At 51.8% G+C, this 15,781-nt stretch carries 11 protein-coding genes; all 11 read left to right on the plus strand.

Features of this window, described 5'->3' with window-relative positions; all coding sequences use genetic code 11:
* The first annotated feature begins 9 nt into the window (after positions 1 to 9).
* On the plus strand, positions 10 to 1,542 hold the full coding sequence (alsA, locus tag C4F37_RS10705; protein WP_000235240.1) for a D-allose ABC transporter ATP-binding protein AlsA: 1,533 nt from the start codon (positions 10 to 12) through the stop codon (positions 1,540 to 1,542).
* Positions 1,521 to 2,501, plus strand: a complete 981-nt coding sequence (gene alsC, locus C4F37_RS10710; RefSeq protein ID WP_000507111.1) for a D-allose ABC transporter permease — start codon at positions 1,521 to 1,523, stop codon at positions 2,499 to 2,501. Before alsA ends, alsC begins: the two co-directional genes overlap by 22 nt.
* A 10-nt stretch (positions 2,502 to 2,511) precedes the next feature.
* The gene (alsE, locus tag C4F37_RS10715; RefSeq protein ID WP_001314355.1) at positions 2,512 to 3,207 is read left to right on the plus strand and encodes a D-allulose-6-phosphate 3-epimerase; all 696 of its coding nucleotides are present in this window, start codon (positions 2,512 to 2,514) and stop codon (positions 3,205 to 3,207) included.
* Complete coding sequence (alsK, locus tag C4F37_RS10720; protein WP_001171678.1) at positions 3,191 to 4,120, plus strand: allose kinase; 930 nt, start codon at positions 3,191 to 3,193, stop codon at positions 4,118 to 4,120. The genes alsE and alsK overlap by 17 nt, the downstream gene beginning before the upstream one ends.
* Before the next feature lie 272 nt (positions 4,121 to 4,392).
* A complete protein-coding gene (yjcS, locus tag C4F37_RS10725; protein ID WP_001540450.1) occupies positions 4,393 to 6,378 on the plus strand; it encodes an alkyl sulfatase YjcS in 1,986 nt (661 codons plus the stop codon).
* 208 nt (positions 6,379 to 6,586) lie between these two features.
* Positions 6,587 to 6,862, plus strand: coding sequence for a YtcA family lipoprotein (locus C4F37_RS10730; RefSeq protein WP_001317551.1), 276 nt, complete (start codon positions 6,587 to 6,589; stop codon positions 6,860 to 6,862).
* 18 nt (positions 6,863 to 6,880) lie between these two features.
* A complete protein-coding gene (gene mdtN / locus C4F37_RS10735; RefSeq protein WP_000446369.1) occupies positions 6,881 to 7,912 on the plus strand; it encodes a multidrug efflux transporter periplasmic adaptor subunit MdtN in 1,032 nt (343 codons plus the stop codon).
* Positions 7,912 to 9,963 (plus strand): multidrug efflux transporter permease subunit MdtO, encoded by a 2,052-nt coding sequence (gene mdtO, locus C4F37_RS10740; protein ID WP_001556737.1) that lies wholly within the window; start codon positions 7,912 to 7,914, stop codon positions 9,961 to 9,963. The genes mdtN and mdtO overlap by 1 nt, the downstream gene beginning before the upstream one ends.
* The gene (mdtP, locus tag C4F37_RS10745; RefSeq protein WP_001540447.1) at positions 9,960 to 11,426 is read left to right on the plus strand and encodes a multidrug efflux transporter outer membrane subunit MdtP; all 1,467 of its coding nucleotides are present in this window, start codon (positions 9,960 to 9,962) and stop codon (positions 11,424 to 11,426) included. Before mdtO ends, mdtP begins: the two co-directional genes overlap by 4 nt.
* 197 nt (positions 11,427 to 11,623) lie before the next feature.
* Positions 11,624 to 13,771 carry a formate dehydrogenase H subunit alpha, selenocysteine-containing gene (locus C4F37_RS10750; protein WP_011076734.1) on the plus strand — a complete coding sequence of 716 codons (2,148 nt, stop codon included), beginning with the start codon at positions 11,624 to 11,626 and terminating at the stop codon, positions 13,769 to 13,771.
* Positions 13,772 to 14,145: 374 nt separating this feature from the next.
* Entirely contained in the window at positions 14,146 to 15,714 is a 1,569-nt protein-coding gene (locus tag C4F37_RS10755; RefSeq protein ID WP_000592283.1) for an ABC transporter substrate-binding protein, read from the plus strand.
* The last annotated feature ends 67 nt before the right edge of the window (positions 15,715 to 15,781 follow it).

Raw genomic sequence — 15,781 nt, forward strand, 5'->3', positions numbered from 1 at the left:
AGGTTATTTATGGCCACGCCATATATATCGATGGCGGGGATCGGCAAGTCCTTTGGTCCGGTTCACGCATTAAAGTCGGTTAATTTAACGGTTTATCCTGGTGAAATACATGCATTACTAGGAGAAAATGGTGCGGGTAAATCTACGCTAATGAAAGTGTTATCCGGGATACATGAGCCGACCAAAGGCACCATTACCATTAATAACATTAACTATAACAAACTGGATCATAAATTAGCGGCACAACTCGGTATCGGGATTATTTATCAGGAACTCAGCGTTATTGATGAATTAACCGTACTGGAAAATTTATATATTGGTCGTCATCTGACGAAAAAAATCTGTGGCGTCAATATTATCGACTGGCGAGAAATGCGTGTCCGCGCCGCCATGATGTTATTACGCGTGGGCTTGAAAGTTGATTTAGATGAGAAAGTGGCGAATTTATCTATCAGCCACAAGCAGATGCTGGAAATTGCCAAAACGCTGATGCTCGACGCCAAAGTCATCATCATGGATGAACCCACCTCCTCACTCACCAATAAAGAGGTGGACTATCTGTTTCTGATCATGAATCAGTTGCGTAAGGAGGGTACGGCCATCGTCTATATCTCGCATAAATTGGCGGAAATTCGCCGTATTTGCGACCGCTATACGGTGATGAAAGACGGCAGCAGCGTTTGCAGCGGCATGGTGAGCGATGTGTCAAATGACGATATCGTCCGTCTGATGGTAGGCCGCGAATTGCAAAACCGTTTTAACGCGATGAAGGAGAATGTCAGCAACCTTGCGCACGATACGGTTTTTGAGGTGCGCAACGTCACCAGCCGTGACAGAAAAAAGGTCCGGGATATCTCATTTAGCGTCTGCCGGGGAGAAATATTAGGCTTTGCCGGACTGGTCGGTTCCGGACGTACTGAACTGATGAACTGCCTGTTTGGCGTTGATAAACGCGCTGGCGGAGAAATCCGTCTTAATGGCAAAGATATCTCTCCACGTTCTCCCCTGGATGCCGTGAAAAAAGGGATGGCTTACATCACTGAAAGCCGCCGGGATAACGGCTTTTTCCCCAACTTTTCTATCGCTCAGAACATAGCTATCAGCCGCAGTCTGAAAGACGGCGGCTATAAAGGCGCGATGGGGTTGTTTCATGAAGTTGACGAGCAACGTACCGCTGAAGCCCAGCGCGAACTGCTGGCGCTGAAATGTCATTCGGTAAACCAGAACATCACTGAACTCTCCGGCGGTAACCAGCAGAAAGTCCTGATCTCCAAATGGCTGTGCTGTCACCCGGAAGTGATCATTTTCGATGAACCTACCCGTGGCATCGACGTTGGCGCGAAAGCCGAAATTTACAAAGTGATGCGCCAACTGGCGGACGACGGAAAAGTCATCCTGATGGTGTCATCTGAACTACCTGAAATTATCACCGTCTGCGACCGCATCGCCGTGTTCTGCGAAGGACGACTGACGCAAATCCTGACCAATCGCGATGACATGAGCGAAGAGGAGATTATGGCATGGGCTTTACCACACGAGTAAAAAGCGAAGCGAGCGAGAAGAAACCGTTCAACTTTGCGCTGTTCTGGGATAAATACGGCACCTTTTTTATCCTGGCGATCATCGTCGCCATTTTTGGTTCGCTGTCGTCAGAATATTTTCTGACCACCAATAATATTACCCAGATTTTTGTGCAAAGCTCCGTGACGGTACTGATCGGCATGGGGGAATTCTTCGCTATCCTGGTCGCCGGTATCGACCTTTCGGTTGGCGCGATTCTGGCGCTTTCCGGTATGGTGACCGCTAAACTGATGTTGGCAGGTATTGATCCGTTTCTCGCGGCGCTAATTGGCGGTGTACTGGTTGGCGGCGCACTGGGGGCGATCAACGGCTGCCTGGTCAACTGGACGGGACTACACCCGTTCATTATCACCCTTGGCACCAACGCTATTTTCCGTGGGATCACGCTGGTGATCTCCGATGCCAACTCGGTATACGGCTTCTCATTTGACTTCGTGAACTTCTTTGCCGCCAGCGTAATTGGGATACCTGTCCCCGTTATCTTCTCGCTAATTGTCGCGCTCATCCTTTGGTTTCTGACAACGCGTATGCGGCTCGGACGCAACATCTACGCACTGGGCGGCAACAAAAACTCGGCGTTCTATTCCGGGATTGACGTGAAATTCCACATCCTGGTGGTGTTTATCATCTCCGGTGTTTGTGCAGGTCTGGCAGGCGTCGTCTCAACTGCACGACTCGGTGCCGCAGAACCGCTTGCCGGTATGGGTTTTGAAACCTATGCCATTGCCAGCGCCATCATTGGCGGCACCAGTTTCTTCGGCGGCAAGGGGCGCATTTTCTCTGTGGTGATTGGCGGGTTGATCATCGGCACCATCAACAACGGTCTGAATATTTTGCAGGTACAAACCTATTACCAACTGGTGGTGATGGGCGGATTAATTATCGCGGCTGTCGCCCTTGACCGTCTTATCAGTAAGTAAGGAATTGAACATGAAAATCTCCCCCTCGTTAATGTGTATGGATCTGCTGAAATTTAAAGAACAGATCGAATTTATCGACAGCCATGCCGATTACTTTCATATCGATATCATGGACGGCCACTTTGTGCCGAATCTGACGCTCTCACCGTTCTTCGTAAGCCAGGTAAAAAAACTGGCGAGTAAACCGCTCGACTGCCATCTGATGGTAACGCGTCCGCAGGATTACATTGCTCAACTGGCACGTGCGGGAGCTGATTTCATCACTTTGCATCCGGAAACTATCAACGGTCAGGCATTCCGCCTGATTGATGAAATCCGCCGTCATGGCATGAAAGTGGGGCTGATTCTTAATCCGGAAACGCCGGTTGAGGCCATGAAATACTATATCCATAAGGCTGATAAAATTACGGTCATGACTGTCGATCCCGGTTTTGCCGGACAACCCTTCATTCCTGAAATGCTGGATAAAGTTGCCGAACTGAAGGCATGGCGTGAACGAGAAGGTCTGGAGTACGAAATTGAGGTGGACGGTTCCTGCAACCAGGCAACTTACGAAAAACTAATGGCGGCAGGGGCGGATGTCTTTATCGTCGGCACTTCCGGCCTGTTTAATCATGCGGAAAATATCGACGAAGCATGGAGAATTATGACCGCGCAGATTCTGGCTGCAAAAAGCGAGGTACAGCCTCATGCAAAAACAGCATAACGTCGTAGCGGGCGTGGATATGGGGGCAACGCATATCCGCTTTTGTCTGCGGACAGCAGAAGGTGAAACGCTACACTGCGAAAAAAAGCGGACCGCAGAAGTTATTGCTCCCGACCTGGTGTCGGGTATCGGCGAAATGATTGACGAGCAACTCAGGCGCTTTAACGCTCGCTGTCATGGTCTGGTGATGGGATTTCCGGCGCTGGTCAGTAAAGATAAACGCACCATTATTTCTACGCCTAACCTGCCGTTAACAGCGGCAGATTTATATGATCTCGCCGATAAGCTCGAAAATACGCTGAATTGTCCGGTTGAGTTTTCCCGCGACGTTAACCTGCAACTCTCCTGGGACGTAGTAGAAAACCGCCTTACGCAACAACTGGTTCTGGCAGCCTATCTCGGTACGGGGATGGGGTTCGCAGTGTGGATGAACGGTGCGCCGTGGACGGGTGCACACGGTGTGGCAGGCGAACTGGGCCATATCCCCCTGGGAGATATGACCCAACACTGCGCGTGTGGCAATTCTGGGTGCCTGGAAACCAATTGCTCTGGAATGGCGCTAAGACGCTGGTACGAACAACAGCCCCGAAATTACCCATTGAGCGATCTTTTCGTCCATGCGGAAAACGCCCCTTTCGTCCAGAGTCTGCTTGAAAACGCGGCACGAGCCATTGCCACCAGCATTAATCTGTTCGATCCCGATGCGGTGATTCTGGGCGGTGGCGTGATGGATATGCCCGCCTTCCCACGCGAGACTCTCATTGCCATGACCCAAAAGTACCTGCGCCGTCCACTGCCGTATCAGGTTGTGCGCTTTATTGCCGCCTCATCTTCTGACTTTAATGGCGCTCAGGGTGCAGCAATATTGGCGCATCAACGTTTTTTGCCACAGTCCTGTGCTAAAGTCCCATGAGTAAAGCGTTGGCACAGTAGCGCAATGTCCCGTTGTGCCAACGACAGGTACAATATATATAATAATTACATAAAACAGCCCATATTATTCCCAGCAATGATAGTTCTACTGTAATTTTCCCTCTTCAGCACAAATGCCTAATAAAATGGCTCGTTCCGCTCACACTTCCACTTATTAAAGTCGCAATTTCAGAATTATGATAACGCCAGCTTTAAATGACGTATTTTGCATGGATTACATATTTACGACATAAATGATAAATGGAGATTTATATGAATAACTCTCGGTTATTCCGTTTGAGCAGGATTGTTATTGCGTTCACTGCCGCCAGCGGCATGATGATAAATACCGCTTACGCAACAGATGAAGCGAAAGCCGCCACTCAATATACCCAACAGGTTAATCAGAATTACGCCAAATCATTACCGTTTAGCGATCGTCAGGATTTTGACGATGCCCAGCGTGGATTTATCGCTCCGCTGCTGGATGAAGGTATTCTGCGTGATGCGAACGGTAAAATTTACTACCGCGCGAATGATTACAAATTTGATATTAATGCCGCTGCGCCGGAAACCGTAAACCCCAGCCTGTGGCGTCAGTCGCAGATCAACGGCATTTCAGGCCTGTTCAAAGTCACCGATAAAATGTATCAGGTGCGCGGCCAGGATATCTCTAACATTACGTTCGTTGAGGGCGAGAAAGGCATTATTGTTATTGACCCACTGGTGACGCCACCTGCCGCAAAAGCCGCACTTGACCTTTACTTCCAGCATCGCCCGCAAAAACCCATTATTGCCGTTATCTATACCCACAGCCACGCCGACCACTATGGCGGCGTGAAAGGCATCATCTCTGAAGCCGATGTTAAATCCGGAAAAGTTCAGGTGATTGCTCCAGCTGGCTTTATGGACGAAGCCATCAGCGAAAACGTGCTGGCGGGTAACATCATGAGCCGCCGTGCGCTCTACTCTTACGGTCTGTTACTGCCGCACAACGCGCAAGGCAATGTGGGTAATGGCCTTGGCGTGACGCTGGCAACGGGCGACCCGAGCATTATTGCACCGACTAAAACTATCGTCAGAACTGGCGAGAAGATGATTATCGACGGCCTGGAGTTTGACTTCCTGATGACCCCAGGTAGCGAAGCGCCAGCCGAAATGCACTTCTATATTCCGGCCCTGAAAGCCCTGTGTACCGCCGAGAACGCCACGCATACCCTGCACAACTTCTACACTCTGCGCGGCGCGAAAACCCGCGACACCAGCAAGTGGACCGAGTATCTGAACGAAACGTTGGATATGTGGGGTAACGACGCGGAAGTACTGTTTATGCCGCACACCTGGCCGGTCTGGGGCAATAAACATATCAATGATTATATTGGTAAATATCGCGATACTATCAAGTACATTCACGACCAGACCCTGCACCTGGCGAACCAGGGCTACACCATGAATGAAATCGGCGACATGATTAAGCTGCCGCCTGCGCTTGCCAATAACTGGGCCAGCCGCGGCTATTACGGTTCTGTCAGCCACAACGCCCGCGCGGTATATAACTTCTATCTTGGCTATTACGACGGTAACCCGGCTAACCTGCATCCGTATGGTCAGGTGGAGATGGGTAAACGTTACGTGCAGGCGCTGGGCGGTTCTGCCCGCGTCATCAACCTGGCGCAAGAAGCGAACAAGCAAGGTGATTATCGCTGGTCGGCAGAACTGCTGAAACAGGTGATTGCCGCCAACCCGGGTGACCAGGTCGCGAAGAATCTGCAAGCGAATAACTTTGAACAGCTGGGCTATCAGGCCGAGTCCGCCACATGGCGCGGTTTCTACCTGACCGGCGCGAAAGAGCTGCGCGAAGGGGTGCATAAGTTCAGCCACGGCACCACCGGTTCCCCGGACACCATTCGCGGGATGTCGGTCGAAATGCTGTTCGACTTTATGGCCGTTCGCCTCGATAGCACGAAAGCCGCAGGTAAAAATATCAGCCTGAACTTCAATATGAGCAACGGCGATAACCTTAACCTGATGCTGAACGATAGCGTGCTTAACTACCGTAAAACGCTGCAATCGCAAGCCGACGCCTCTTTCTACATTAGCCGTGAAGATCTGCACACCGTGCTGACCGGACAGGCTAAAATGGCCGATCTGGTGAAAGCGAAGAAAGCCAAAATTATTGGCAATGGCGCGAAACTGGAAGAAATTATCGCCTGTCTGGATAATTTCGATTTGTGGGTGAATATCGTAACCCCAAATTAATGTCACTCGCTTTTGGGGGCGCTGAAGCCCCCAAAAGCATTTATTTTAAAAATATATACAGCAAATTAATACATAAAATATATAAGTTATGAATGCGGTGGCTGAATAAAGCTATTTTTATTCATCAAGAAAATAGCCATACTGACGCCTTCAATGGTTATTGATATTCACTACAGATATTGTTCGCAGCAGACAGGATGTATTTAATATGCCAACAGTTCTCTCTCGCATGGCGATGCAACTCAAAAAGACAGCCTGGATAATTCCCGTCTTCATGGTATCGGGATGCTCATTATCTCCGGCGATCCCGGTGATCGGCGCTTATTATCCCGGCTGGTTTTTCTGCGCTATTGCCAGCCTTATTTTGACGCTCATCACGAGGCGAATTATTCAGCGGACAAATATCAATCTGGCATTTGTCGGAATTATTTATACCGCCCTTTTTGCTCTCTACGCCATGCTGTTCTGGCTGGCATTTTTCTAATCTATTTGAGACGCGCTCATGGAAAGTACGCCGAAAAAAGCTCCTCGCAGTAAATTCCCTGCTCTGTTAGTGGTTGCGTTGGCGCTGGTTGCCCTTGTTTTCGTTATCTGGCGCGTAGACAGTGCGCCATCAACTAATGACGCTTACGCGTCAGCAGATACCATTGATGTGGTGCCGGAAGTCAGCGGTCGCATTGTAGAACTGGCAGTCACCGACAACCAGGCGGTGAAACAGGGCGATTTGCTGTTCCGCATTGATCCGCGCCCGTACGAAGCCAATCTGGCGAAAGCTGAAGCCTCCCTCGCGGCGCTGGATAAGCAAATTATGCTCACCCAGCGTAGCGTTGACGCACAACAGTTTGGTGCCGACTCGGTTAATGCCACGGTAGAAAAAGCCCGTGCCGCCGCGAAACAAGCCAGCGATACGTTACGCCGTACCGAACCGCTACTGCGAGAAGGTTTTGTTTCTGCGGAAGAGGTTGACCGTGCAAGAACCGCACAGCGTGCGGCAGAAGCGGACCTTAATGCCGTATTGTTGCAGGCGCAGTCAGCCGCCAGCTCCGTCAGCGGCGTGGATGCGCTGGTGGCGCAACGTGCGGCAGTCGAAGCGGATATTGCGTTGACGAAACTGCATCTGGAAATGGCGACCGTTCGCGCGCCGTTTGATGGCCGGGTCATTTCCCTCAAAACCTCCGTCGGGCAGTTTGCATCTGCGATGCGCCCTATTTTCACTCTAATCGACACTCGTCACTGGTACGTGATTGCCAACTTCCGCGAAACCGATCTGAAAAATATTCGCTCGGGTACACTCGCAACCATTCGCCTGATGAGCGACAGCGGCAAAACCTTCGAGGGTAAAGTGGATTCGATTGGCTACGGCGTGCTACCGGATGACGGCGGCCTGGTGCTGGGCGGCCTGCCGAAAGTGTCACGGTCTATTAACTGGGTCCGCGTTGCCCAGCGTTTTCCGGTCAAAATCATGGTTGATAAACCTGACCCGGAAATGTTCCGCATCGGCGCTTCGGCAGTCGCTAATCTTGAGCCACAATAATGAGCGCGCTCAACTCCCTGCCATTACCGGTGGTCAGGCTGCTGGCGTTCTTTCATGAAGAGTTAAGCGAGCGGCGACCAGGGCGCGTGCCACAGACTATGCAACTCTGGGTAGGCTGCCTGCTGGTGATTCTGATCTCGATGACTTTTGAGATCCCTTTTGTGGCGTTATCACTGGCAGTGCTGTTTTACGGTATTCAGTCGAACGCGTTTTACACCAAATTTGTCGCGATCTTGTTTGTGGTTGCCACGGTGCTGGAGATCGGCAGCCTGTTTTTGATCTACAAATGGTCATATGGCGAACCGTTGATCCGATTGATCATCGCCGGGCCGATCCTGATGGGCTGCATGTTTTTGATGCGCACCCATCGGCTGGGACTGGTCTTTTTCGCCGTCGCCATTGTCGCTATTTACGGGCAAACCTTCCCCGCCATGCTCGACTATCCGGAAGTGGTCGTGCGCTTAACGCTGTGGTGTATCGTTGTTGGCCTCTATCCAACCTTGCTGATGACGTTAATCGGCGTGCTGTGGTTTCCCAGTCGTGCCATTACGCAGATGCATCAGGCGCTTAATGATCGGCTTGATGATGCCATTAGCCACCTGACGGACAGCCTCGCACCGCTACCCGAAACGCGGATTGAAAGAGAGGCGCTGGCGCTGCAAAAACTCAATGTCTTTTGCCTCGCGGATGATGCCAACTGGCGAACCCAGAGCGCATGGTGGCAAAGCTGCGTGGCAACGGTAACCTACATTTACTCGACGCTGAATCGCTACGATCCCACCTCTTTTGCTGATTCTCAGGCAATTATTGAATTTCGGCAAAAATTAGTCTCAGAAATCAACAAGCTGCAACATACCATTGCCGAAGGTCAGTGCTGGCAAAGCGACTGGCGGCTTAGTGAAGATGAAGCGGTGGCGGCACGAGAATGTAACCTGGAGAATATCTGCCAGACGTTATTGCAACTGGGTCAGATGGACCCGAATACGCCGCCTACGCCTGCAGCCAAGCCGCCATCAATGGTCGCCGATGCCTTTACCAATCCAGACTATATGCGCTACGCGGTAAAAACGCTGCTCGCCTGTTTGATCTGTTACACCTTCTACAGCGGCGTGGACTGGGAAGGCATTCACACCTGTATGCTGACCTGCGTGATCGTCGCTAATCCCAATGTCGGTTCGTCGTACCAGAAGATGGTGCTGCGTTTTGGCGGGGCCTTTTGCGGCGCGATTCTGGCGCTGTTATTCACGTTATTGGTCATGCCCTGGCTGGACAATATTGTCGAATTGCTGTTTGTGCTGGCACCGATTTTCCTGTTGGGCGCATGGATTGCCACCAGCTCTGAACGCTCTTCTTATATCGGCACACAGATGGTGGTCACCTTCGCGCTCGCCACGCTCGAAAACGTTTTTGGCCCGGTGTACGACCTGGTGGAAATTCGCGATCGCGCCCTGGGTATCATCATTGGTACCGTGGTGTCCGCGGTGATTTACACCTTTGTCTGGCCTGAAAGCGAAGCGCGCACGCTGCCGCAAAAACTGGCTGGCGCGCTGGGTATGTTGAGTAAAGTAATGCGGATCCCACGCCAGCAGGAAGTCACGGCTCTGCGCACTTATCTGCAAATTCGCATAGGTCTGCATGCGGCGTTTAATGCCTGTGAAGAGATGTGCCAACGCGTGGTGCTGGAGCGTCAACTGGACAGCGAAGAACGCGCATTACTGATTGAACGTTCGCAAACGGTTATTCGTCAGGGCCGCGATATTCTTCACGCCTGGGATGCCACCTGGAACTCGGCGCAGGCGCTGGATAACGCACTACAGCCGGACAGAGCAGGTCAGTTTGCCGACGCCCTGGAGAAATACGCCGCCGGTCTGGCAACCGCACTCAGCCGTTCTCCTCAAATAACGCTTGAAGAAACACCCGCCTCGCAGGCCATCCTGCCGACCTTATTAAAACAGGAGCAACACGTCTGCCAGCTTTTCGCCCGCTTGCCAGACTGGACAGCCCCGGCATTAACGCCCGCCACGGAACAGGCACAAGGAGCCACGCAATGATCAATCGTCAACTTTCACGTCTGCTGTTGTGCAGCATTCTCGGCAGCACGACGCTGATTTCCGGCTGTGCCCTGGTACGTAAGGATTCTGCGCCTCATCAACAGCTCAAACCGGAACAAATCAAACTGGCCGATGATATTCATCTTGCCAGCTCCGGCTGGCCGCAGGCGCAGTGGTGGAAACAACTCAATGACCCGCAGCTGGATGCGCTGATCCAACGGACGCTAAGTGGTTCACACACCCTCGCCGAAGCGAAACTGCGGGAAGAAAAAGCGCAGTCCCAGGCCGATTTGTTAGATGCCGGTTCACAATTACAGGTCGCAGCGTTAGGGATGCTCAACCGCCAACGCGTCTCGGCGAACGGCTTTTTAAGCCCTTATGCGATGGATGCGTCAGCACTGGGTATGGACGGGCCGTACTATACGGAAGCCACAGTCGGTTTGTTTGCCGGACTGGATCTCGATTTGTGGGGTGTGCATCGCTCAGCGGTTGCTGCCGCCATTGGCGCGCATAATGCCGCGCTGGCAGAAACCGCAGCAGTAGAGCTATCGCTGACCACGGGCGTAGCGCAGCTTTATTACAGTATGCAGGCCAGCTATCAGATGCTCGATCTGTTAGAACAAACTCGCGATGTGATTGATTACGCGGTGAAAGCGCACCAGAGTAAAGTGGCGCACGGTCTGGAAGCGCAAGTGCCTTTCCACGGCGCGCGGGCACAGATTCTGGCGGTCGATAAACAAATTGCTGCCGTCAAAGGGCAAATCACTGAAACGCGAGAATCTCTGCGTGCATTGATTGGCGCGGGAGCCAGCGATATGCCGGAGATCAAACCGGTGGCATTACCACGAGTACAGACCGGCATTCCGGCAACGCTCTCTTATGAGTTGCTCGCCAGACGCCCGGATCTGCAAGCCATGCGCTGGTATGTTCAGGCGTCATTAGATCAGGTGGATTCCGCGCGGGCGCTGTTCTACCCGAGCTTTGATATCAAAGCGTTTTTCGGTCTGGACTCCATCCACCTGGATACCTTATTCAAAAAAACCAGTCGCCAGTTCAACTTCATCCCGGGTCTGAAATTGCCGCTGTTTGACGGTGGACGGTTGAATGCCAATCTCGAAGGCACTCGCGCCGCCAGCAACATGATGATTGAACGTTACAACCAGTCAGTACTGAACGCGGTGCGTGACGTTGCCGTCAACGGCACACGTCTGCAAACGCTCAACGACGAGCGAGAGATGCAGGCTGAACGCGTAGAAGCAACGCGCTTCACCCAGCGCGCAGCCGAGGCCGCCTATCAGCGCGGCTTAACCAGCCGCTTACAGGCCACCGAAGCCCGGTTGCCAGTGCTTGCCGAGGAGATGTCATTACTGATGCTGGACAGCCGCCGGGTGATCCAAAGCATTCAGTTGATGAAATCGCTGGGCGGCGGGTATCAGACGGCTCCCGTCGTCGAGAAAAAATAAAATGTCTACCGCGTGATGGCTGTCACGCGGTATTTCGTTTCGTCACGTCAAAACTGACGACAGCCTGTTTTTCGTCAGAGTTTTGAATAAATAGTGCCCGTAATATCAGGGAATGACCCCAAATAAAATGTGGCATAAAAGATGCATACTGTAGTCGAGAGCGCGTATGCGTGATTTGATTAACTGGAGCGAGACCGATGAAAAAAGTCGTCACGGTTTGCCCCTATTGCGCATCAGGTTGCAAAATCAACCTGGTCGTCGATAACGGCAAAATCGTCCGGGCGGAGGCAGCGCAGGGGAAAACCAACCAGGGTACCCTGTGTCTGAAGGGTTATTATGGCTGGGACTTCATTAACGATACCCAGATCCTGACCCCGCGCCTGAAAACCCCCATGATCCGTCGCCAGCGTGGCGGCAAACTCGAACCTGTTTCCTGGGATGAGGCACTGAATTACGTTGCCGAGCGCCTGAGCGCCATCAAAGAGAAGTACGGTCCGGATGCCATCCAGACGACCGGCTCCTCGCGCGGTACGGGTAACGAAACCAACTATGTAATGCAAAAATTTGCGCGCGCCGTTATTGGTACCAATAACGTTGACTGCTGCGCTCGTGTCTGACACGGCCCATCGGTTGCAGGTCTGCACCAATCGGTCGGTAATGGCGCAATGAGCAATGCTATTAACGAAATTGATAATACCGATTTAGTGTTCGTTTTCGGGTATAACCCGGCGGATTCCCACCCAATCGTGGCGAATCACGTAATTAACGCTAAACGTAACGGGGCGAAAATTATCGTCTGCGATCCGCGCAAAATTGAAACCGCGCGCATTGCTGACATGCACATTGCATTGAAAAACGGCTCGAACATCGCGCTGTTGAATGCGATGGGCCATGTCATTATTGAAGAAAATCTGTACGACAAAGCGTTCGTCGCTTCCCGTACAGAAGGCTTTGAAGAGTATCGTAAAATCGTTGAAGGCTACACGCCGGAGTCGGTTGAAGATATCACCGGCGTCAGCGCCAGTGAGATTCGTCAGGCGGCGCGGATGTATGCCCAGGCAGAAAGCGCCGCCATCCTGTGGGGCATGGGGGTAACCCAGTTCTATCAGGGCGTGGAAACCGTGCGTTCTCTGACCAGCCTCGCGATGCTGACCGGTAACCTCGGTAAGCCACATGCGGGTGTAAACCCGGTTCGTGGTCAGAACAACGTGCAGGGTGCCTGCGATATGGGCGCGCTGCCGGATACGTATCCGGGCTATCAGTACGTGAAAGATCCGGCTAACCGCGAGAAATTCGCCAAAGCCTGGGGCGTGGAAAGCCTGCCTGCTCATACCGGCTATCGCATCAGCGAGCTGCCGCACCGCGTGGCGCATGGTGAAGTGAGAGCGGCGTACATTATGGGCGAAGATCCGCTGCAAACTGACGCGGAACTGTCGGCAGTACGTAAAGCCTTTGAAGATCTGGAACTGGTTATCGTTCAGGACATCTTTATGACCAAAACCGCGTCGGCGGCGGATGTCATTTTACCGTCAACGTCGTGGGGCGAGCATGAAGGCGTGTTTACTGCGGCTGACCGTGGCTTCCAGCGTTTCTTCAAGGCGGTTGAGCCGAAGTGGGATCTGAAAACGGACTGGCAAATCATCAGTGAAATTGCCACTCGTATGGGTTATCCGATGCACTACAACAACACCCAGGAGATCTGGGACGAGTTGCGTCATCTGTGCCCGGATTTCTACGGTGCGACTTACGAGAAAATGGGCGAACTGGGCTTCATTCAGTGGCCTTGCCGCGATACTTCAGATGCCGATCAAGGAACTTCTTATCTGTTTAAAGAGAAGTTTGATACCCCGAACGGTCTGGCGCAGTTCTTCACCTGCGACTGGGTAGCGCCAATCGACAAACTCACCGACGAGTACCCGATGGTACTGTCAACGGTGCGTGAAGTTGGTCACTACTCTTGCCGTTCGATGACCGGTAACTGTGCGGCACTGGCGGCGCTGGCTGATGAACCTGGCTACGCACAAATCAATACCGAAGACGCCAAACGTCTGGGTATTGAAGATGAGGCATTGGTTTGGGTGCACTCGCGTAAAGGCAAAATTATCACCCGTGCGCAGGTCAGCGATCGTCCGAACAAAGGGGCGATTTACATGACCTACCAGTGGTGGATTGGTGCCTGTAACGAGCTGGTGACCGAAAACTTAAGCCCGATTACGAAAACGCCGGAATACAAATACTGCGCCGTGCGCGTCGAGCCGATCGCCGATCAGCGCGCCGCCGAGCAGTACGTGATTGACGAGTACAACAAGTTGAAAACTCGCCTGCGCGAAGCGGCACTGGCGTAATACCGCGTAAACTCACGTTAAAAGCGGCGATATTACCCAACGCCTTTGTATCAATCCGGAAACGACTCTCTGTTTCCGGATTTTTTTATACATACCTGCGCAGTCAAACCAGCCCATCCTGGTTATTAGCGACGTCTTCTCGGTTGTTCTTCTATTCCAGTCACGATTGCAAATGAGAATTATCTTTACTCAATTCTCATCGCGGCCTAACGTAATAATACTTTACATTTGATAAACAAAATTTCGGTAAGGTGAGAAATCATCGACCGTTTAACTCGTTCTATTAACGGGATATTCTGGCGCGATTAATGCAGCGAAACCCCGTCTGATAGCATATTAATAACCTCAAAGTAATTTCAGGGATTGGGAAGCATATGATTAAAAAACTATTACCTTTACTGGTTTTAAGCACAATTTCCGCCACAACCGTTGCCGCTACACCGCCTAATACGTTGGTTGTAGCCCAGGGGCTGGATGATATTGTGAGTCTGGACCCGGCAGAAGCTAATGAACTCTCAAGTATTCAGACTGTACCAAGTCTGTATCAACGCGTAGTACAACCGGACCGTAATGATCCGACGAAAATCACTCCGATTCTGGCGGAAAGTTGGCAGGCTGACCCCGCAGCCAAAACGCTAACCATAAAACTGAAAAGCGATGCGAAATTTGCCTCTGGTAATCCGGTACGCCCGGAAGATGTGATTTACTCTTATGTCCGGGCTGTCACACTGAATAAATCCGGTGCGTTTATTCTCAATGTGCTGGGATGGCAGCCGGAAAATATCGCCAGCCAGTTAAAGAAAATCGATGACCATACCGTCCAGGTACAATGGAGTGCCGACGTCAGCCCGGCGCTGGCACTGAATATTCTCTCCACACCAATCGCCTCAATTGTTGACGAGAAGCTGGTTGCGCCAAACGCCAAAAATAACGACTTTGGTAATGAATGGCTGAAGATGCATTCCGCTGGCAGCGGCGCGTTTAAAATGCGTACTTACCAACCGCATCAGGCCATCGTGATGGAAGCCAACGCCAGCTCACCAACCGGCGCCCCGAAACTGAAAAGCGTCATCATCAAAAATGTTCCCGATCCGGCAACACGTCGCCTGCTGATCCAACAAGGTGATGCGGATATGGCTCGTGACCTGGGAGCCGATCAAATCGATGCATTACAGGGTAAACCTGGCGTAAAAGTGATGAGCATTGCCTCCGCCGAACAGAACTACCTGGCCTTCAATACCGGAAACAAGGATAACCCGCTGATGAGTAATCCTGCGTTCTGGGAGGCCGCTCGCTGGTTGGTCGATTACGACGGCATCACCAAAAATCTCTTAAAAGGACAATATTTTACCCATCAAAGTTTCCTGCCCGTGGGCTTTCCTGGAGCACTGGAAGAAACACCGTTTACCTTTAATCCAGCCAAAGCAAAAGAGATCCTCGCTAAAGCCGGAATCAAAGACCCGCACTTCACGCTTGATGTCGAAAATAAACCGCCATTTATTACCATCGCGCAGTCAATTCAGGCCAGCTTTGCTCAGGGCGGTGTAAAAGTTGATTTGCTGCCAGCCGCAGGGAGTCAGGTCTACTCTCGCGTTCGCGCCCACCAGCATCAGGGGGCCATTCGTATGTGGTTGCCTGATTATTTTGACGCACATTCCAACGCCAGCTCTTTCGCCTATAACGATGGCAAATCCAGCACCGTTGCCGGGTTAAACGGCTGGAAAATCCCGGAACTGAACAAAGAAACGCTGGCGGCCATCGCTGAACCTGATAGCACTAAACGTCTTGATTTGTATAAGAAAATGCAACAAGAACTACAACGTAGTTCCCCGTATGTCTTTATTGATCAAGGCAAAACGCAAATTGTCATGCGTGATAATGTGCAGGGGTATCAACAAGGGTTGAATGCCGATATGGTCTGGTTTGATCAGGTAACCAAATAACCCTGTATGCAACTCGCGTCCAGCCATGTTACCGGGCGCGGTACCAGGGCTGGCCTGTATTGCAGGC

This window comes from Escherichia sp. R1, from assembly GCF_003000935.1.
GTDB lineage: Bacteria > Pseudomonadota > Gammaproteobacteria > Enterobacterales > Enterobacteriaceae > Escherichia > Escherichia coli.

Excerpts from the sequence above, each read along its gene's own strand:
- alsA (WP_000235240.1), top strand. The coding sequence starts at position 10 with ATGGCCACGCCATATATATCGATGGCGGGGATCGGCAAGTCCTTTGGT.
- alsC (WP_000507111.1), top strand. The coding sequence starts at position 1,521 with ATGGGCTTTACCACACGAGTAAAAAGCGAAGCGAGCGAGAAGAAACCG.
- alsE (WP_001314355.1), top strand. The coding sequence starts at position 2,512 with ATGAAAATCTCCCCCTCGTTAATGTGTATGGATCTGCTGAAATTTAAA.
- alsK (WP_001171678.1), top strand. The coding sequence starts at position 3,191 with ATGCAAAAACAGCATAACGTCGTAGCGGGCGTGGATATGGGGGCAACG.
- yjcS (WP_001540450.1), top strand. The coding sequence starts at position 4,393 with ATGAATAACTCTCGGTTATTCCGTTTGAGCAGGATTGTTATTGCGTTC.
- C4F37_RS10730 (WP_001317551.1), top strand. The coding sequence starts at position 6,587 with ATGCCAACAGTTCTCTCTCGCATGGCGATGCAACTCAAAAAGACAGCC.
- mdtN (WP_000446369.1), top strand. The coding sequence starts at position 6,881 with ATGGAAAGTACGCCGAAAAAAGCTCCTCGCAGTAAATTCCCTGCTCTG.
- mdtO (WP_001556737.1), top strand. The coding sequence starts at position 7,912 with ATGAGCGCGCTCAACTCCCTGCCATTACCGGTGGTCAGGCTGCTGGCG.
- mdtP (WP_001540447.1), top strand. The coding sequence starts at position 9,960 with ATGATCAATCGTCAACTTTCACGTCTGCTGTTGTGCAGCATTCTCGGC.
- C4F37_RS10755 (WP_000592283.1), top strand. The coding sequence starts at position 14,146 with ATGATTAAAAAACTATTACCTTTACTGGTTTTAAGCACAATTTCCGCC.